Origin of the sequence: Rhodoferax ferrireducens T118, from assembly GCF_000013605.1 — a bacterium.
In the GTDB taxonomy this organism is placed as follows: domain Bacteria; phylum Pseudomonadota; class Gammaproteobacteria; order Burkholderiales; family Burkholderiaceae_C; genus Rhodoferax; species Rhodoferax ferrireducens.
In genome coordinates this window covers 3,832,456-3,850,205 of the sequence record NC_007908.1, presented here as the reverse complement: position 1 = coordinate 3,850,205, position 17,750 = coordinate 3,832,456, and the positions used below count along the sequence as shown (strand labels likewise).

14 protein-coding genes and 1 pseudogene are annotated in these 17,750 nt (G+C 60.2%); 11 read left to right on the top strand and 4 right to left on the bottom strand.

Going from position 1 to position 17,750, the window contains the following annotated elements; translation table 11 throughout:
* Window positions 1–138 precede the first annotated feature (138 nt).
* Complete coding sequence (gene nhaR / locus RFER_RS17515; protein WP_011465728.1) at window positions 139–1,038, top strand: transcriptional activator NhaR; 900 nt, start codon at window positions 139–141, stop codon at window positions 1,036–1,038.
* Here the strand turns inward: nhaR and RFER_RS17510 are convergent.
* Window positions 1,035–1,823 (bottom strand): RNA pseudouridine synthase, encoded by a 789-nt coding sequence (locus RFER_RS17510; RefSeq protein WP_011465727.1) that lies wholly within the window; start codon window positions 1,821–1,823, stop codon window positions 1,035–1,037. The genes nhaR and RFER_RS17510 overlap by 4 nt on opposite strands.
* 27 nt (window positions 1,824–1,850) lie before the next feature.
* A complete protein-coding gene (locus RFER_RS17505) occupies window positions 1,851–2,669 on the bottom strand; it encodes a zinc-dependent peptidase (RefSeq protein ID WP_011465726.1) in 819 nt (272 codons plus the stop codon).
* A gap of 966 nt (window positions 2,670–3,635) precedes the next feature.
* Between RFER_RS17505 and RFER_RS17500 the strand changes: the two genes are divergently transcribed.
* The 5 genes and pseudogenes from RFER_RS17500 to RFER_RS23575 all read left to right on the top strand — a co-directional run.
* Complete coding sequence (locus RFER_RS17500; RefSeq protein ID WP_011465725.1) at window positions 3,636–4,937, top strand: dicarboxylate/amino acid:cation symporter; 1,302 nt, start codon at window positions 3,636–3,638, stop codon at window positions 4,935–4,937.
* Between the two features lie 79 nt (window positions 4,938–5,016).
* On the top strand, window positions 5,017–6,888 hold the full coding sequence (locus RFER_RS17495; RefSeq protein ID WP_011465724.1) for a sensor histidine kinase: 1,872 nt from the start codon (window positions 5,017–5,019) through the stop codon (window positions 6,886–6,888).
* Window positions 6,885–8,222, top strand: a complete 1,338-nt coding sequence (locus RFER_RS17490; protein WP_011465723.1) for a sigma-54-dependent transcriptional regulator — start codon at window positions 6,885–6,887, stop codon at window positions 8,220–8,222. The genes RFER_RS17495 and RFER_RS17490 overlap by 4 nt, the downstream gene beginning before the upstream one ends.
* Window positions 8,223–8,647: 425 nt before the next feature.
* Window positions 8,648–9,832: an AI-2E family transporter gene (locus RFER_RS17485; RefSeq protein WP_011465722.1), complete on the top strand. Its 1,185-nt coding sequence runs from the start codon at window positions 8,648–8,650 to the stop codon at window positions 9,830–9,832.
* 339 nt (window positions 9,833–10,171) lie between these two features.
* Window positions 10,172–10,519: pseudogene (locus RFER_RS23575) on the top strand (transposase); the annotation flags it as partial.
* Window positions 10,520–10,657: 138 nt separating this feature from the next.
* Here the strand turns inward: RFER_RS23575 and RFER_RS17470 are convergent.
* The gene (locus tag RFER_RS17470) at window positions 10,658–10,927 is read right to left on the bottom strand and encodes a hypothetical protein (protein WP_166485753.1); all 270 of its coding nucleotides are present in this window, start codon (window positions 10,925–10,927) and stop codon (window positions 10,658–10,660) included.
* 225 nt (window positions 10,928–11,152) lie between these two features.
* Between RFER_RS17470 and RFER_RS24960 the strand changes: the two genes are divergently transcribed.
* The gene (locus RFER_RS24960; protein WP_011465720.1) at window positions 11,153–13,051 is read left to right on the top strand and encodes a methyl-accepting chemotaxis protein; all 1,899 of its coding nucleotides are present in this window, start codon (window positions 11,153–11,155) and stop codon (window positions 13,049–13,051) included.
* A 99-nt stretch (window positions 13,052–13,150) separates the two neighbouring features.
* A complete protein-coding gene (locus RFER_RS24955; RefSeq protein WP_279587679.1) occupies window positions 13,151–13,276 on the top strand; it encodes a hypothetical protein in 126 nt (41 codons plus the stop codon).
* A 287-nt stretch (window positions 13,277–13,563) separates the two neighbouring features.
* Here RFER_RS24955 and RFER_RS17455 read toward each other — a convergent pair whose 3' ends face one another.
* The gene (locus tag RFER_RS17455; RefSeq protein WP_011465718.1) at window positions 13,564–15,252 is read right to left on the bottom strand and encodes an MBL fold metallo-hydrolase; all 1,689 of its coding nucleotides are present in this window, start codon (window positions 15,250–15,252) and stop codon (window positions 13,564–13,566) included.
* Window positions 15,253–15,352: 100 nt separating this feature from the next.
* Here RFER_RS17455 and RFER_RS17450 point away from each other — a divergent pair, with 100 nt between their 5' ends.
* From RFER_RS17450 to RFER_RS17440, 3 genes are read left to right on the top strand one after another with little or no spacing between them, the layout of a single operon-like run.
* Entirely contained in the window at window positions 15,353–15,667 is a 315-nt protein-coding gene (locus RFER_RS17450) for a nucleotide pyrophosphohydrolase (RefSeq protein ID WP_011465717.1), read from the top strand.
* Window positions 15,668–15,678: 11 nt separating this feature from the next.
* Window positions 15,679–16,554 (top strand): diaminopimelate epimerase, encoded by an 876-nt coding sequence (gene dapF, locus RFER_RS17445; RefSeq protein ID WP_011465716.1) that lies wholly within the window; start codon window positions 15,679–15,681, stop codon window positions 16,552–16,554.
* Complete coding sequence (locus tag RFER_RS17440) at window positions 16,551–17,237, top strand: DUF484 family protein (protein ID WP_011465715.1); 687 nt, start codon at window positions 16,551–16,553, stop codon at window positions 17,235–17,237. The genes dapF and RFER_RS17440 overlap by 4 nt, the downstream gene beginning before the upstream one ends.
* Window positions 17,238–17,750 lie beyond the last annotated feature (513 nt).

Sequence of the window (17,750 nt, the reverse complement as noted above, 5' to 3'; positions counted from 1 at the left end):
ATAAAGTTCCAATCACTTCGTGTAAATTCGTATTTGTAACAATTTAACTTCGAAAAAAGCGAATAATGTTCGCGAAATGGCGAACACGCGATCCGTGTCAGCCAGAGCAAGACGATGGCTAAAGCTGGAGACGAATGAATGAATTTCAAGCACTTGTACTATTTCTGGGTTACGGCCAAGGCCGGCGGCATCATGCGCGCGGGTGAGCAACTGCACACGACGCCGCAAACCCTGTCCGGCCAGATCAAGCTGCTCGAAGAGTGGCTCGGGCGCAAACTTTTTCGCAAAAGCGGTCGCCAGTTGGAGTTGACCGAGGACGGTCGGCTGGCGCTGGACTATGCCGAGCAGATATTCACGCTGGGCGCTGAACTGGAGGCCGCCGTGCGCCAGGCCCGCGGCGGGCGGCGGGTGCTGGACTTCCGGGTTGGGGTGGCTGATTCGGTCGCCAAGTCGGTGGTTTACCGTCTGCTGGAGCCCGCCCTGCTGGTGAAGGAGCCGGTCAAGCTCATTTGCAGCGAAGGCAAGTTTCCTGATCTGCTGGCGCAATTGGCCTTGCACCGCCTGGATCTGGTGATCGCCGACGAACCGCTGCCCCGGCGCATCAGCGTCAAGGCCTTCAGCCACCCGCTGGGCAGCAGCAGCATGAGTTTTTTCTGCGCGCCAACGCTCAAGTCCCGGCTGCAAGGCCTATTTCCAAAATGCCTGAATGACATGCCGATGTTGATCCAGGGCGGCTCGGCGTCGGTCCGCCAGCAACTGGAGGGCTGGTTGACCCGGCACCAGATTCACCCGCAGGTGATTGGCGAGTTTGATGACGCCGCACTGCTGAAAGCGTTCGGACGCGAGGGGCGCGGCGTTTTCATGGCGCCCACGGTGCTGGAAGCCGAGACGGTGGCACAGTTTGGTGTCGATGTGATCGGCCGCAGCGATGAACTGGTGGAGGAATTTTTTGCGGTGTCGGTGGAGCGGCGCATCACGCACCCGTGTGTGCTGGCCATCACCGACGCGGCGCGCGATCGGCTGTTCAGCGCCGTCTAGAACCGCTCATGCGCCTGCAGGTAGCGCCATTGCCCCAGGGGCAACTGTGTCATCGATACCCGCCCGATGCGCAGGCGCTTCATGCTCACAATCTGCAGCCCCAAACGCTCGCACAGGTAGGCGATCAGGCCCGGGTGGGAGCCCTTGAGGGCAAAACGCAGCTTCGATGAGGTCTCGCCGGTGCTGTTGAGACTGACTTTGACCGCTGGCAGGGGCTGGCCGTCCACCGCCAGCCCCTGGTTGATGCGCTGCAGGCTCTGCGCTGGCACCTCGCCCGCCACCTCCACAATCACTTCCTGCTCCATCAATTGAGCGTCTTCGGTGAGTTTGCGCAGCACGCGCCAGTCCTGGGTGAACACCACCAGGCCGCTGGCGGCGGTCTCCAGCGGCACGCAGGCCGTGAGCTTGGCAAAGTGGCGCTTGAGCAGTCGCACGCCCGACGCGTCATCGGTGGCGTGCGTGGCGGCGCTGAGCAATTGCTGCGCCGATTTGACGTGACGATTGGCCTGGCCTGGCGCGGCCATGGCATCGAACCCGGGCGGCTTGTGCAGCAGCAGGGTGACGGCGCTGAGCTCCAGCAGGCTGGCGTCGGGGTCGACCTCGACCCGCTGGTCAGAGACCCGGAACATGGGCTCTTCCACCACTTGCCCGTTCACGCTGACCCAGCCGCCTTCAATGTACTGTTCTGCCTCGCGGCGCGAGCAGGGCACCATTTCAGCGACGCGCTTGGCCAGGCGCTCACCCTCGCGCGGGGCTGGGGGAACAGGTTTTTTAGCGTGAATCATGGCGGCATGTTAACCGTGCCTGCCGCCTTACCAGCTCAGCGGGTCCAGGCGGTAAAACTGGGCCAGTTCGTGGTACAGCGCCGGGTGTTCCTCTGCCATGCGCTGCGGCTGCTCGAAGAACACCTCCGAGATCACGGCGAAAAATTCCGCCGGGTCGGTGGCGCCATAGTCGCTGAACAAGGAGGCCTCGTCGGGTGAGGCCCGGGTTCTCAGCGCGTCGAACTCGGCCCCCAGCACCTGCGACCAACGCGCGTAGTGCGCGCGCCGCGCCAGTAGCGGTGCGCCATTGGCGGGGCCGGTTTCCTGATCCAGCTGATGGGCAAATTCATGGATCGCCACGTTTTGGCCATCGGTGGGCGTAGCGGCCCCTGCAAGCGTGTCCTGCCACGACAGGATCACCTGGCCCTCGGACCAGGATTCGCCGGACAGGATCTGGCGCCCCTGGTGAGCCACACCGCTGTCGTCCGTGTGCGCCTGATGGACCACGAAGCTGCCGGGGTAGACCAGGATTTGGCGCAGATTGGGGTAGTAGTCGCCGGGCCGATTGAGGATCAGCAGGCAGGCTTGGGCTGCAATCGTGACGCGCATTTCGTCGGTGATTTCCAGGCCAGCGCAGCCGATGAAGGTCTTCTCGGCGACAAACACCTGGATGTGGCGCTTGAGCTGGAGTTGCAGGTCGGCGGGCAGTGCGCGCACATAGGGCACGCGGCGCTTCAATATCTCGCGCCAGGCGGCGGGGAAGGGCTGGGCGCGAATTCTCTGGCGCTTGCGCTCGGTCAGATAGGGCTCGCCGAGCAGCCAGAGAACAAAGAGCAGCGCCAGCGCGGAAATAATGAGAGCTGGCAAAAGACCGTCCCCACGAGTAAGAGTTCAACAGACCTGTATCTTGGCATGAAGAGGGCGTTTTTCAATAGGCCCAAATATTGGCACGCTCACCATCCGGCCGGTAGGCAGCCGGCACTGATCGGATGGCAGAAGTTGGGGCGTGGGCCCCGCCTCATGCTGTCAAATGCCCAGAAAACGAAGTTTCAGAGGAGACTAACTTGCTTGCAAGTTATGTCGTAACTAAATCGGAGGGGACCCACGCCCCAACCTCTGCGGGAAGCGCCCCCGGTTCACGTGGCAGGCCTTAATTCTGGTGAGGGACAGGTGTGCAGCGTTTGTCGACGGTCACGCCAGGCAGCTTTCTGGAAGCTCAATTGATTCTTCACGGGTGGCCCAGTCGTGGCGGGCTGAATGCGGCCTTCGCCAATCATTCACAACATCGTCGCCCCATACCCCCAGGTTCGAGCCCAGGTTGAGGAGCTAATTCGACACGAATCTAGCCCAAGCCGGCAGCATTCTTACTGACCCAACAAACCGAAGCAACTTCGTCTCCCACGTTTGGGGGACGGTGCGAACCCAAATTGACAGTTACGGCTCTTATCCCCAGCCTAGACAACAGATTTTGTGGATAGCTCTCATACAGCGAGCAGGGTTGCCCAAAATACACGTCAAGACGAATGTACAGGCAAGTTGGCGAACCAATTCCCGACAAACTCAGCGCAAAACTGAGCCAGGGGGGAATCTACAGAGTCTCGTCCAGTTCAAAGATGAAATTGATCAAGGATAGTTCGGATAACCGAATGCTGGCACGCCGACAGATACGGGAACCCGTCGCGCTGGCTTCTCGGAAAATAAAAATAACCATACAAATCAGAGCACTGGACCCGGGAATCGATAAGGCCTCCGATGGCGCAGATCGTGCTAATTAGGAGCGCCTACGATTTTTTAATCTTAAACGCCGCCTTAAGGCGGTAACGGAGTCCTCCAATGAAAATGAACAAGCTCACAACGTGGATCATCGTGGCCATGCTGGCCGGCATCGCTGTCGGCTACGTTTGCCATGCCTTGGCACCTGATGCTGCAGCCGCCAAGGAAATTGCTGGCTATTTCTCGATCTTCACCGACATCTTCCTGCGACTGATCAAGATGATCATCGCCCCCCTGGTGTTTGGCACCCTGGTGGCTGGCCTGGCAGGCATGGGCGATGCCAAGGCCGTGGGCCGCATCGGCGCCAAGGCCTTGGGCTGGTTTGTCAGCGCGTCCCTGTGTTCTCTGCTTATCGGCCTGACCATGGCCAATCTGTTGCGACCGGGTGACTCCGTTGGTGTGCCCTTGCCGGATGCCGGTACCGTCACCAACCTGAAGACGGCGGCGCTCAACCTGAAGGACTTCATCACCCACGTCTTCCCAAGGAGCATCTTCGAATCCATGGCCAACAATGAGATTTTGCAGATTCTCATCTTTGCCCTGTTCTTTGGCGTGGCGCTGGGCAAGCTGCAGGACCGCAATGCCAAGAGCCTGCTAAAGACCACTGAGGAAATGGTTCATGTGATGTTGCAGGTCACAGACTACGTGATGCGTTTCGCCCCGATCGGTGTTTTTGCCGCCGTGGCTGCCGTCATCACCACACAGGGACTGGGCATCTTACTGGTGTACGGCCGGTACATGGGCAGCTTTTACCTCGCCCTGGCGACCTTGTGGTTGGTGGTGATCAGTGCTGGCTATTTTGTGTTGGGCAAGGACGTGTTCCGTCTCCTTAAACTGGTCCGTGGCCCCATGCTGCTTGGCTTCTCCACCGCTAGCAGTGAATCTGCCTACCCCAAGCTGATGGAACAGCTGGAGAAGTTCGGCGTCAAAGACCGGGTCACCGGTTTTGTTCTGCCCCTGGGCTATTCCTTCAATCTTGATGGCTCGATGATGTACACCACTTTTGCTGCGTTGTTCATCTCGCAAGCCTACAACATCCCCATGAGCCTCGGCCAGCAAGTCACCATGTTGCTGGTGCTGATGGTTTCCTCCAAGGGCATCGCTGGCGTCCCCCGTGCCTCCCTCGTGGTGGTGGCCGCCGTGTTGCCCATGTTTGGTCTGCCGGAAGCTGGTCTGCTGCTGGTGCTGGGCGTGGATCACTTCCTTGACATGGGCCGCACCGTGACCAACATTCTGGGCAATGCCATCGCCACCGCTGTGGTCGCCAAGTGGGAAAACGCAATTGATCCGGTGAGTGACGAATTGGCCGAGTCCGAAGAAGTGCTGCCATTGCCGCAAGACATCGACATTGCGGTGGCCTGACCCCGCCCTAGTCGGCGGTCGCGGTGGATGGCTGTACCGTCCGGCATAATTCGGAAAACCGAACGTCCTGGGTCCCACTATGTCACCCCATCAAACAAAGCTACTCAGCCGCGTTGGCCTGTTTCTGGGTTTTGTGACCCTCATCGCCGGAGCCAGCCTGTTCGCCTTCCGCTTCAGCTTGGCCATGGGCCTGGCCGAGTTGCAGGTCACCGGGCGCCACCGGTTGGACCTGTACGCCACCAGCCTGGAGCGGGAAATCGACAAGTACGCCTACTTTTCCACCACCCTGGGTCTGGAGCGGGACGTGCTGCAAATGCTGGCCGCACCCCACCCGACCCGGACGGCGCAGGTGAACCAATACCTGGAACAGCTCAACGAGCGGGCTGGCACCCTCTCGATCTACGTGCTGGACAGCAAGGGCAAAGTCCTGGCCACCAGCAACTGGCGCCGGCCCGACAGCTTTCTTGGGGAGGATCTCTCTTTTCGTCCCTATTTTCGCCAGGCCATGGAGACCGGCAGCGGGCGCATCTTTGGCATCGGCACCACCCGGGGCGAGCCCGGATACTACCTGGCCTCGTCCTTGACCAATGGCCAGGGCACGGTAGGCGTGGCCGTGGTCAAGGTGGGCCTGCAACAACTGGAAAAATCCTGGGTCACGGCGGAAGCGCCGGTCCTGGTCGCCGATGAGAACGGCGTGGTCATCCTAGCCTCGGTGCGGGACTGGAAGTTCACCACCCTGACACCCCTGGACGAAGCCACCCGCCGCGCCTTTGACCGCACCCAGCAATACAACCGCCGCGCCCTCAATCCCTTGGGCGTGGTGGAAATGACGGCACTGGAGCACGGCGCCCGCCTGGTGTCCCTGCCCAAGCTGGGGCCGGAGATGGTCTCCATGTTTCCCGTCGCCGGCAAGTTCCTGGCCCAGACCCAGCCGCTGCCCGGCAGCCCCTGGAGCATCACGGTCTTCTCCCTGCAGGAGCAGGTGCGTGGCATGGCAGCCAACCGGGCGGCCGTGGCTGGCGTGGGCGCAGCCTTCCTGTGCATCCTGACGCTGATGCTGAACGAGCGGCGACGCCATCTGAAAGACCGGCTGGCGGCCCGGGAGGCGCTCCAGCAAGCGCACGACGAACTCGAACGCAAGGTAGTGGAGCGCACCGCCGACCTCTCTGCCGCCAACACCCGCTTGCAAGTGGAGGTGGCAGAACGCACCCGGGCCGAGCGCACCTTGCGTGCCGCTCAAGACGAGCTGGTCCAGGCCGGCAAGCTGGCCGTTATCGGCCAGCTCTCCTCCGGCATCGCCCACGAGCTGAATCAACCGCTGGCGGCGCTACGCACCCTCTCCGGCAATGCCCGCAAGTTCCTCGCCCGCGGTGACCAGCAGACCGCTGACAGCAACCTGAATCGCATCGCCGACCTGGTGGATCGGATGGGCCGCCTCACGGGCCAGTTGAAATCCTTCGCCCGCAAGTCCTCGGGCCGCCCCCAGGTCGTACCGCTGCGCCGGGCCGTGGATAACGCCCTGTTCCTGTTGGAGCAGCGCTTGAGGCGCGCTGGCGTCGTGGCCTGCATCGATCTGTCGGACGAAGAGCTGCAAGCCTGGTGCGATGCCAACCGGCTGGAGCAGGTGCTGGTGAATCTGGCCGGGAACGCCCTGGACGCCATGGAAGGCCAGCCGGCACAAGCGCTCGACATCACCGCCCGGCGCCAGGGCGAGCGGATTCTGATCCAGGTGCGGGACCGAGGGCCGGGCCTGTCCGCGCAAGCACGAACACACCTGTTCGAACCGTTTTTCACGACCAAGGAGGCAGGCAGTGGCCTGGGACTCGGCTTGACCATCTCTGCCGGTATCGTCGCCGATTTTGGCGGCAGCCTGTCTGGCGACAATCATCCAGAAGGCGGCGCCATCTTCACGCTGGACATTCCAGCCGCCCCAGGAGGGCCAACAACATGACTGAAATCTTCCAGGTACTGGTGGTCGAGGACGACCCGGACGTCCGCCTGGGCTGCGAACAGGCCCTGCAGCTGGAAGACATTCCGGCCAGCGGCCTGGACAGCGCCGAAAAGGCCCTGCGCCGCGTCACGCGCGATTTTCCCGGCGTGGTCGTGAGCGACATCCGACTGCCGGGTATGGACGGCATGGCCCTACTCAAGGAACTGCGGGCCATTGACCCGGATCTGCCGGTCGTGCTGATTACCGGCCACGGCGACGTGTCCCTGGCGGTCCAGGCCATGAAGGACGGCGCCCACGACTTTATCGAAAAGCCCTTCTCCCCGGACTACCTGGTGGAAGTGGTGCGCCGGGCCCTAGACAAACGCCGCCTGACCCTGGAAGTGCGTCAACTGCGCGCCCGTCTGAGCAACCGAGACCAACTTGAAGCCAAGCTCCTCGGCCGCTCGCCGGCCATGGCCCGGGTGCGGCAACTGGTGGCTGACCTAGGCAACAGCGCTGCCGACATTCTCATCCAGGGTGAAACTGGCACCGGCAAGGAACTGGTGGCCCGCTGCCTGCACGAAGCCGGGCCGAGTCGCTCCGGCCACTTCGTCGCCATCAACTGCGGCGGCCTGCCAGAGACCCTGTTCGAAAGCGAAATATTTGGCCACGAGGCAGGGGCTTATACCGGTGCCGGCAAGCGCCGAATTGGAAAGATCGAGTACGCTAGCGGTGGCACCTTGTTGCTCGACGAAATCGAGTCGATGCCTCTCAGCATGCAGATCAAGCTCCTGCGGGTGCTGCAGGAACGCAGCCTGGAACGGCTGGGCTCCAACTCCCCCATCCCGGTGAACTGCCGGGTTATCGCCGCAACCAAGGTGGACCTGAAGGAGCTATCGGACCAAGGCCGCTTCCGCGCCGACCTCTACTACCGGCTCAATGCCGTCACTTTACAGCTGCCGCCCCTGCGCGAGCGGCGGGAAGATATTCCCCTCATGTTCGAGCACTTCCTGCTGCAAGGTGCTGCCCGTCATCAGAGACCGGTGTCTGCAGCCGAGCCACCCCGTCAGGGCCGCCTGATGGCTTACGACTGGCCAGGCAATGTGCGGGAACTGCGAAACGTGGCCGACCGCTGGGTGCTGGGTATTGAGCTCGGTTTCCCGCCCTTCGCAGCCGAGGTTTCCGCCGGTCCCCGGCAACTGGCGGAGACCGTGGAAGCCTTCGAGAGCGCGCTCATTGCGGAAGCCCTGAGCCGAAACGGAGGTAGCCTGGCGCGTACTGCCGAAGCCGTGGGTATGGCCAAGACCACGCTGCACGACAAAATCAGAAAGTACCGTTTAGGGAAGTTGAATTGAGAGAATGCCCGATTTATTGCCTCGTGCTACTTGGGCTCCAAAACGATTTGTGCTCCGATTTCCATCTGGGTGATGCGCTGCTTTGCTATGTCAAGTCGACGCTCGTGGACCGCATGGAAGAATGACCGGAATGGCCCCGTCATTGGGTTGCGACGCTTGATGGCTGTCCTTCGGCGGCCCGAGTTCTACATAACGGTCAGTCAAAGTGAGGAAGTCAGAATGTGGCCTTGGCCGGCTCTTGAAGCGGTCCATCGAATCAGTTCACTGCTGCCGATCATGATAAGCGGACCATGATGTCAAAAGCCAAATGCTGTAATCAAGAAAAAGGCTTGACAAATAAGTACTGGTTGTTGGCGACCCGCAAGAAGTTTCTTGACTACCGCTTCTGAACCGAGAATACACTCGGCGGTAAGCAGGAGCCAGCAGTGACAGATTCAACTTCAGTGCAACACGACGGTATGGGTGCGCAGGCAGAGACAGCGGCCACCGAGCCGGCAGAACCATCGCGCGTGCTACTGCATATGCCAGTGGACGTGCGCAGCGTTTCGCTGGTGGTGATAGCTACGCTGGCCAGCGTTTTTGCGTTGCGTTGGGCCGGTGCCGTCTTTATTCCGGTGTTGGTCGGCTTGCTTTTCAGTTATGCACTGTCGCCGGTGGTGGATTGGCTGCAGTTGCTCCGGATCCCACGCGCATTGAGCGCAGCGGTATTGATATTGGGCATTCTCAGCGGCATCGGAGCAGGTGCTTATTCTTTGAGCGATGACGCCAGCAAGCTGGTCGAATTGCTCCCCGCGGCCGCGCAAAAGCTGCACGATTCGGTTCGATCCCTGCCAGGCAAGCCGAACAATACACTGACAACAGTGCAGAGGGCGGCCGCTCAAATTGAGCAAGCGGCCGATGAGTCGACCCAGGCCGCACCGGTTAGCCGGAGCGTCCAACGGGTGCAGATTGAAAAGCCCAAGTTCAATATCAAGGACCATCTGTGGAGCGGCACCATGGGACTGCTGGGGATGTTGGGCCAGATCGGGATGGTGGCGCTGATCACTTTCTTTCTCATGGCCTCGGGCGACCAGTTCCGGCGCAAGTTGATCAAACTTACCGGACCCACGCTGAGCAAGAAGAAAGTCACGTTGCAGGCACTCAATCAGATTCACGACCAGATCCAACGCTACATGCTGGTGCAGCTGTTTACAAGTATCCTGGTCGGTTTGGCCACCTGGTTGAGCTTCTTGGCCATCGGTCTGGAGCACGCGGCGGTATGGGGTGTTGCCGCAGGTGTGCTCGATCTGATTCCCTATGTCGGCAGTGTGGCCATCGCGACCGGTTCGGCGCTGGTGAGCTTCCTGCAGTTTGGCACGCTGGAGATGGCGCTGATAGTAAGCGGAACTTCCCTGGTGATTCATTCGATCGAAGCTTTCCTGCTGACACCTTGGTTGACGAGTCGCACCAACAAGATGAATCCGGTTGCCATCTTCGTCGGCGTACTGGCCTGGGGCTGGCTCTGGGGCATATGGGGACTTTTGCTAGGGGTTCCGATCCTAGTGGTCATCAAGGCTATTTGCGACCGGATTGAAGACCTTAAGCCGGTTGGTGAATTCCTCGGTGCTTGAGCATGGCTTCAGCACTGGAACAGTGGGCAGGCGAAGCCGGCATGTAGTGGCCGAGCGGCTGCGGTTTGCCTCGGCGACAGATTTGAGCACCTGCCAACAATCAGAACCGGGTGCGCACGGGTGTCAGCTTACTGGAGGCGGAAGATCTTGTGGGACAGCCTTCCCCTTCCATAAAGCAGTCGTTCAGTTGGCGGCGTTCAATCCGCATTACTGACGCTGGCTGCGTGAAGATCGTTGACAGGACTGCAGCGAGACTGTGTGAAAGCGTGTCGACCATGTACGCGGCTTAAGGGGGTTGTGTGTCGGTATCAACGTGAGTCCATTGATGGAGGCGTGCAGATGAAGCGGTATATCCAGGGTGAAGAGCGAAGCCAAGTCACGCTGCTACCTGAGTGTCTGGATGACTACATCGCTGAGGACAATGCGGTGCGTGTTGGTGACGTATTTGTGGACGAGCTTGACTTCGTTGCCCTTGGGTTTGATGGCATGACGCCAGCGATGACTGGCAGACCGAGTTACCACCCGTCGGTGCTTCTGAAACTCTACATTTAGGGCTGCCTCAACCGCATCCAGTCCAGCCGGCGCCTGGAGCGCGAGTGCCAACGCAATGTTGAACTGATGTGGTTAACCAGCCGCCTGACACCGGACTTCAAGACCATCGCGGATTTCCGCAAGAACAACGGCCGCTTTCTGGCGGTCCACTTCACTGCCGGTCACGAGCCATTCGTGACGTTTGGCGACGTACCCGCTTCTGACCTTCGTGGCAAGAAATTGGTCACCGCAATGCGGACATACGGTGCCCCGGGTTCCGACCGTTGTATCCCATCACAGTTGTGAATGGTCTGCCGCCTGTGGGCAACCAGTTTGCGCAAAAGTAACGTCGATGAAATCAGCCGGCACGCCAAGGTCACTCAGCAAGCGCTGAAAGCAGGGATGCTGATGCAGCAGCTTGGCGCCGGCTTGTTCGATCACGTCGAGGTTCGGTTTGGTGATGGTCCACAGAGCCGGGGTCGCCTTGGCCGGGTCGTTCAATGCGCGTTGCTGGGCTTCGTTGGCACGCAATTGATCGAAGTCAATCTCAATCTTGTAAACCATCAGACCCGCAAACAAAGGGGCGCCGGCAGCGCCTAAAATCGTTGAGAGAAATTTCAACGAAAGCACAGTCGTGACAGCCATCTAGGCCCCAGCGACGCGCCGAGTTCTTAAAACCATGCTCGATTGAGCGCGGCACAGCAGGCTACGGTCTGCTGGATGCCAAGTTGGCCGCTCTCGTGAACTATGTTTGTGTCGAACATAGACCAGCCATCAAAGAGGAAAAAAATGTTTGCATCGATTCGATCGCGCCTGATTGGCATCAGTGTGTTGGTTGTGATTTTGGCGGTTGTTACCGCCACGTTGGTCAGCTACAGCTTGGCGCGTGGTTTCTTACTTGAGGACATTGCTGCCAACTTGGCACAAACGGCCAAGGCTGAGGGTAAGCGTATTGGCTTGTGGGCAAAAATGCAAAAGGACATAGTGACCTCGATGGCAACACAAGCCAACGCAGTCGATCCCAATGTTGGTTTGCAGCAGGCAATCGATGCCGGAAAGCTGGACCTTGCCTACGTCGGTCATGCCGACAAACGCATGATATCGGTGCCATCTCGGAATCGGCCGGCGGATTACGACCCAACTGCACGTCCCTGGTACAAGCTGGCCGATAGCCAGGGTAAAGCCGTTCTCACCGCACCTTATATCGGAGCATCCAGCAAGAAGCTGGTCGTATCTTTTGCATATCCCGTCAAGGAAGGATCCAACACTGTGGCTGTGGTAGCAACAGATGTCGCGCTGGAAGATGTTCTAAAAGACTTGCAGCAAATTAAGCCGACAGCCAGCGGATTTGCATTTATTGTGGACAAGGACGGAAAGATCATTGCCCACCCTCGCGCCGAACTCACACTTAAGCCCCTGGCAGAGCTTTCCAAAGATTTAACTCCAGACGTGATATCACGCGCGCTGAAAGAGGGGGCCGAACCACCACGGGCCCAAATTGACGGAAATGGGTTTTTGCTAAAGGGAACACCGGTACCAGAAACCGACTGGACCTTGGTAACCGCAGCCAGCGAGAGCGAAGCCTTGGCGCGCTTGAATCAGTTGCTTACGTATGCTGCGCTGACCATTGTTGCCGTTGGAATTGCAGCGGCACTTCTTTCGATGGGTGTTGTAAACCATCTGCTTGGCGGTCTTGTGAGGATACGGGATGCGATGCGAGAGATCGGCTCTGGTTCAGGAGATTTGACTCAGCGCCTTCCCGTCCAAGGGCGGGATGAAATTTCCGAGATGGCGCAGGCTTTCAATGAGTTTGTTCAGAAGACCGAGCAGGTTATGCGTGATGTGCGTTCCAGCAGCGCATCCATCGCAAACGCCTCCCGAGAAGTCGCTGCAGGCTCTCTGGATTTAAGCAATCGAACTGAGCAAACGGCCAGCAGTTTGGAGGAAACGGCGGCATCCATGCAGGAATTGACGGAGACGGTGCGGCATAGCGCCGATTCAGCGAATATGGCCAATCAGCTTGCTGGCAGTGCTAGCCAAATAGCACACCGTGGTGGAGAGGTTGTGTCGCAGGTGGTTTCCACAATGAACGACATCTCCACCAGTTCAGCCAGGATATCTGACATCATCCAAGTCATTGACGGTATTGCGTTCCAGACCAATATCCTCGCGCTCAATGCTGCGGTAGAGGCTGCGCGTGCTGGTGAACAGGGCCGCGGATTTGCCGTGGTGGCCAGCGAAGTGCGCAGTCTTGCTGGACGCTCCGCTGAAGCAGCAAAAGAGATCAAGAGTCTCATCGTCAATAGCGTTGAGCGAGTCGAAGCAGGTATCAGTCTAGTCGCTGCGGCAGGCCAGACCATGAATGAGATTGTTCAGAGCATTGGAAAGGTGTCAGAGATCGTTGGTGATATCAGCTCGCAGACATCTGATCAACGGCATGGCATTGATGAAATCAATGCTGCTATCCGGCAACTCGATCAGATGACGCAACAGAACGCTGCGCTGGTGGAAGAGTCAACGGCTGCTGCCGACAGCATGAGTGATCAGGCACAGCGCTTGGCCCAAGTGGTGGCCGCGTTCAAACTCAGCGATACCCAAAATACTCCAATGAGTCGGCCTTTTCGAACTGAACCAGTCCGGATCAAAGCACCATCGGTCCTTGAGCACTGTGGGCCCCTCCAGCTTTAAAAGTTCACGACCAACGGTGCCGCTTGCGGTGCCGGCAGTTTCACCAAAAAAGCCGATGACTCCCGCGTCCAAACAGTCAGGAGACGATTGGGAGCCAATATGATTGGCCACAACGACTCCGCCATCGCCAAGATGGTGATCTCATTGGCTGACAGCATGGGCCTAGCAGTCATCGCCGAAGGCGAGACCCAGGAGCAGCGCAAGTTCCTGGCAGGCATGGGCTGACCTGCCCGCCATGGCTGTTTGTTTAGCAGGCCGCTGCCACTGGAGGAGTTTGAAGCGTTTGCGAAACGCTTGACGCGCCCACCTCAATGAAAGCTTTGGAGCGGCTATATTGCAAGGTTGAACGACGGCTTTGTGTCTGCAGCGGTATTTGGTGCACGTGCCCCAATGGCACCCAGATCGGATCAAGCAGCAATGCCGGAGTGGGGCGGATGTTGGGGGCGATTTCAAAAAGCGAAGCGTTGAGAGCCCCCGGCATCCGTCCCACTCCCACCAACATCAGCCAAGAATCAGTCATTCAGGGATAAATTGACTTCAATGCGCGCCACATGGGCCATGAGCGAGCGCTTGGCCACCGGCCACATGCGCGGCGGGACGTCGTCGTAGACCTGCGCGACCCAGTCGTCCAGTGTGCCTTGCGGTTGTGCCTGCATCGCCTGCACGATTTTGGCTTCGCGCTGCAGGCGATGGGCTTTCAGACGCGTAATGGCCCCGGCTGCCTCGCCGTCAAAACCGCCAATCACGTAGCCATGGGCGGGCAGGATGAATTCGAGCTGGTGTTCTTCGCAGGCGGCGCTCAACACGTCCAGGGAGTCCAGATAAGCCTGCATGTCGCCATCGGGCGGATCAATCACCGTGGTGCTGCCGCTCAGGATGTGGTCGCCGCTGAACAGCAAACGGTCTTCCAGCAAGACCAGGCACAGGTGGTTGGCGGCGTGGCCGGGGGTATGAATCACCTTGAGCGTGTGGCCTGAAATATATGACAAATCAGCCTCTGACCCCCGTGGAATAAGCGTGAGCAGCTCACTATTCAATAGTGTTCTGTTGGGCGTGAATACACTGTGGGCGCGGGCCGTCGGCGCGCTGGGCAGACCCAGAATCGGTGGCCGCGGCTGGCCGTGCTGCAGGCACAGCGCCTGCAAGGGCAGGGCGCCCGGGGCGTGGTCCGGGTGCGAATGGGTGCACACAATCATGCGGATGTCACCGCCGGCCGCACGCCACAGTTTTTCAAGGTGATCCGGGTCGGCCGGACCGGGGTCGATCACGAGGTAACCGGTCGCCGGGTCGCCCACCAGATAGCTGTTGGTGCCGGGCCCGGTCATGGCGCCAGGGTTGGGCGCGGTCAGGCGCAGCACGTTCTTCAAGAGTGCCACCGGCTGCTCGGTCTGCCAGTCCAACGGGTGCACGACTTGCCCATCCGGGCAGACCAGCGCCAGTTCGCCAAAGGGGAGCTCATGCTCCATGAAGCGGACCTCGCACCCGCCCAGCAGACCGGCGCGCGGGCAGCAAGTCCAGAGCGGCCGCTCGTTGACGGCGCAGGCTTGCAGCACTGCGTCCACGCTGGCGTAGTGCAGCAGCCGCTCCAGTGTGCGGATGGTCGGGTAGATGATGAAGAACTGGCCCGCCTCATGCCGCGCCAGCGCGTCAACGGGGCGCACCCAGACCGGCTCGAACTGCTCGCTCTCGTCCGCGACTGGCGTTTGCCCCTCGGGCATGCGGGCGACCAGAAACGGCACGTCAAAGCGGCGCGGCAGGTCGCGGTCGGTGATCCAGTGCGCCAGCACAAACACCTCGTCGGCCGCCAGCGTCAGGCATCGGCTTTGACATTGAGCGACAAAGGGCGCGCCTCGGTCCAGCGCATCGATGTCGTGCTGGTTGGCGGGGCTGCCATCAGAGCGGCGCGCCAGCAGCACCCCCAGCTCCTCAAAACTCTCGCGGATGGCGGCAATCGCCTGCGTCAGGTGCAGGTCGCTCTGTGTCTCGCGGCGCCTGGCCTGGGCGTGGCTGGCGCTGTCGAGCGCGTCCACGCCGCCACCGGGGAAGACGTAGGCGCCCGGCACAAAACTGGCTGTTGTGGAGCGGCGTGTCATCAGCACTTCGAGCCCACCGGGTGTGTCGCGCAGCAACAGCACGGTCGCGGCCGGGCGGGTGGGCGCGGGTGGGCGCGCGGGGTGCAGGAGTTGGGAGGGGCGTGGCATCTTGTAATTTTGCAACGAAACCTGGGGCGAGCCGCTTGCATAATTCGAAATGACCCATCAGGCGGGGCTGGCATCACCCGTGCAACCAGGAGAACACCCCATGGATATTCAGGCGCTTCAATCGACCTTGCGCGATTTCGCTGCCGCGCGCCACTGGCAGCCGTTTCATACCCCCAAGAACCTGAGCACCGCGCTGATGGTGGAGGCGGCGGAACTGGTCGAAATATTCCAGTGGATGACTGCCGAGCAATCCCAGACGGCGCAGTCCGACCCGGGAACCAAAGAGAAAATTGCTGATGAGGTGGCCGATGTGCTGCTGTACCTGCTGCAAGTCGCCGACCATTGCGCCATCGATATTCCCAGTGCGGTCGCGAACAAGCTGGTGAAAAACGCAGTTAAACATCCTGTGCCGTAGATAATTGCCCCATGCGAATCCCCTTTACCAAAATGCAAGGTGCCGGCAACGATTTTGTGGTGCTTGATGAGACTCAAGGCCGCTTTGGTTTGAGCACCGCGCACTACCGCTTGCTGGCGGATCGCCACTTTGGCGTCGGTGCCGACCAGATTTTGACGGTGCGCCCTTCTCCGGCGCCAGGCATTGATTTTGAGTACCTCATTCACAACGCCGATGGCGCCGAGGTCGAGCAGTGCGGCAACGGGGCGCGCTGCTTTGCGCGCTTCGTGCGGGACCAGGGCCTGACAGCCAAGGACGCGATCCGGGTGCAGACCCGAGGCGGCGTGATTGAGCCGCAACTTAATCCCGATGGCCGCGTCACGGTGAACATGGGCGCGCCGGTGTTTGAACTGGCCGAGATCCCGTTTGATGCCACCGGTCTGCAGCCGCAAACTTCGGGTTTATGGAAAAAATGGCCTCTAGCCCTCGTGGATTCTGGGCATGCAACTACTGTTTATGTAGCAGTTGTGTCGATGGGCAATCCGCATGCGGTGCAGGTCGTGGACGATGTCGACACGGCGCCGGTGCGGTTGCAAGGCCCTTTGATTGAACACCATGCCAGTTTCCCGAAGCGGGTCAACGCCGGTTTCATGCAGATCGTGGACCGCAGCCACATCCGGCTGCGCGTTTACGAGCGCGGCACCGGCGAAACCCTGGCCTGCGGCTCCGGCGCCTGCGCGGCGGTGGTGGCCGGCATCCGGCTCGGGCTGCTCGACGACACGGTGCATGTCCAGACCCACGGCGGCACATTGACCATTTCCTGGGCGGGCGCCGCAGCGCCGGTGCTGATGACCGGGCCCGCCACCCCAGTTTTTCACGGTGAAATCAACCTACCCGACAACCTATGACAACTCCATTTACCAACCCCATTACCGAAGACGACATTGCCAACTACCTGGCCAATACGCCCGACTTTTTTGAGCGCCACGCCGAGTTGCTGGCCGCCGTGCAGCTCAACAGCCCGCACAGCAACCGGGCCGTGAGTCTGCAGGAGCGCCAGGCGCAGATGCTGCGCGAGAAGATCAAGATGCTGGAGCATCGCTTGATGGACATGATGCGTAATGGCCATGACAACATGCTGTTGACCGACAAACTGCTGCAGTGGGCTTGCAGCCTGTTCCTGGCGACTGATCCCTTGGCCTTGCCGGGTGAGATGGCAACCGAAATCCAGGATCAGTTTGCGGTGCCGCAAGTGGGGATCAAAGTGTGGGACGTGGCACCGCAGTTTGCCCAGGCCGACTTTGCGCAAGGCGTGAGCGATGATGCCAAGCTGTTCGCGTCGTCACTGACGGAGCCGTTTTGCGGCGTCAACACCGGTTTCGAAGTCGTCAGCTGGCTGGCGGACCCGCAGGCCGCCGCGTCGCTGGCGATTTTGCCCTTGCGCAGCGGGCCGCTGGGCAGCACGGCGCCGGCTTTTGGCCTGCTGGTGCTGGCCTCACCGGACGCGCAGCGCTTTAACAGCACCATGGGCACTGACTTGCTGGCGCGTATTGCCGAACTGGCCAGTGCCGCGCTGTCCCAATTGCGTTAAGCGCTTGCATTTGATGGCAGCGCCGGGCTTGGCATAAACCAGTTCTGTTTCCCCGGGGTCATGGTTCAAAGGCAGTTCCGCACAGGAAATGGAGGCTTGCAATGACGAGGTCTTTTGGCCATAGCAGTAGGCTGGACCGGGTTGTCTTTTTGAACGTTCTTTCCCCCACTCGCTCCCCCAGCCCCTCTCTCGCCCCGCCGGGCGAAAGAGGGGGGCCTCATGTGGCCGCGTGTTTGAAGGTGGGAAATCTGGTACACCACTGTGCGCTGGCCTCAAAGTGGCAGCAGCTTGTGGACAGACCAATCAGGTCAATGGCGACATCAACGCCAAACGGCCCGTGTACTTCCTGCCTTAAGAGACACGGCCAAATGTGGCTGTTGTCTCCCCTTCCCGCCCCGGCGGGGGTGGAGAGGGGTTGGGGGAGAGGGGGGGGAATACAACGCCAAAAAAACAAGAACGCTGCTCAGAGCCGGGTCAGTCGATCAAGCCGTATTAACCATGACGATCAAGAAA

Bases quoted from the DNA above. Each gene is read 5' to 3' on its own strand.
- RFER_RS17440 (WP_011465715.1), top strand. From the start codon at position 16,551: ATGACAACTCCATTTACCAACCCCATTACCGAAGACGACATTGCCAAC.
- RFER_RS24955 (WP_279587679.1), top strand. From the start codon at position 13,151: ATGATTGGCCACAACGACTCCGCCATCGCCAAGATGGTGATCTCATTG.
- nhaR (WP_011465728.1), top strand. From the start codon at position 139: ATGAATTTCAAGCACTTGTACTATTTCTGGGTTACGGCCAAGGCCGGC.
- RFER_RS17495 (WP_011465724.1), top strand. From the start codon at position 5,017: ATGTCACCCCATCAAACAAAGCTACTCAGCCGCGTTGGCCTGTTTCTG.
- RFER_RS17510 (WP_011465727.1), bottom strand. From the start codon at position 1,823: ATGATTCACGCTAAAAAACCTGTTCCCCCAGCCCCGCGCGAGGGTGAG.
- RFER_RS17455 (WP_011465718.1), bottom strand. From the start codon at position 15,252: ATGCCACGCCCCTCCCAACTCCTGCACCCCGCGCGCCCACCCGCGCCC.
- RFER_RS17500 (WP_011465725.1), top strand. From the start codon at position 3,636: ATGAAAATGAACAAGCTCACAACGTGGATCATCGTGGCCATGCTGGCC.
- RFER_RS17490 (WP_011465723.1), top strand. From the start codon at position 6,885: ATGACTGAAATCTTCCAGGTACTGGTGGTCGAGGACGACCCGGACGTC.
- RFER_RS24960 (WP_011465720.1), top strand. From the start codon at position 11,153: ATGTTTGCATCGATTCGATCGCGCCTGATTGGCATCAGTGTGTTGGTT.
- RFER_RS17450 (WP_011465717.1), top strand. From the start codon at position 15,353: ATGGATATTCAGGCGCTTCAATCGACCTTGCGCGATTTCGCTGCCGCG.
- dapF (WP_011465716.1), top strand. From the start codon at position 15,679: ATGCGAATCCCCTTTACCAAAATGCAAGGTGCCGGCAACGATTTTGTG.
- RFER_RS17470 (WP_166485753.1), bottom strand. From the start codon at position 10,927: ATGGTTTACAAGATTGAGATTGACTTCGATCAATTGCGTGCCAACGAA.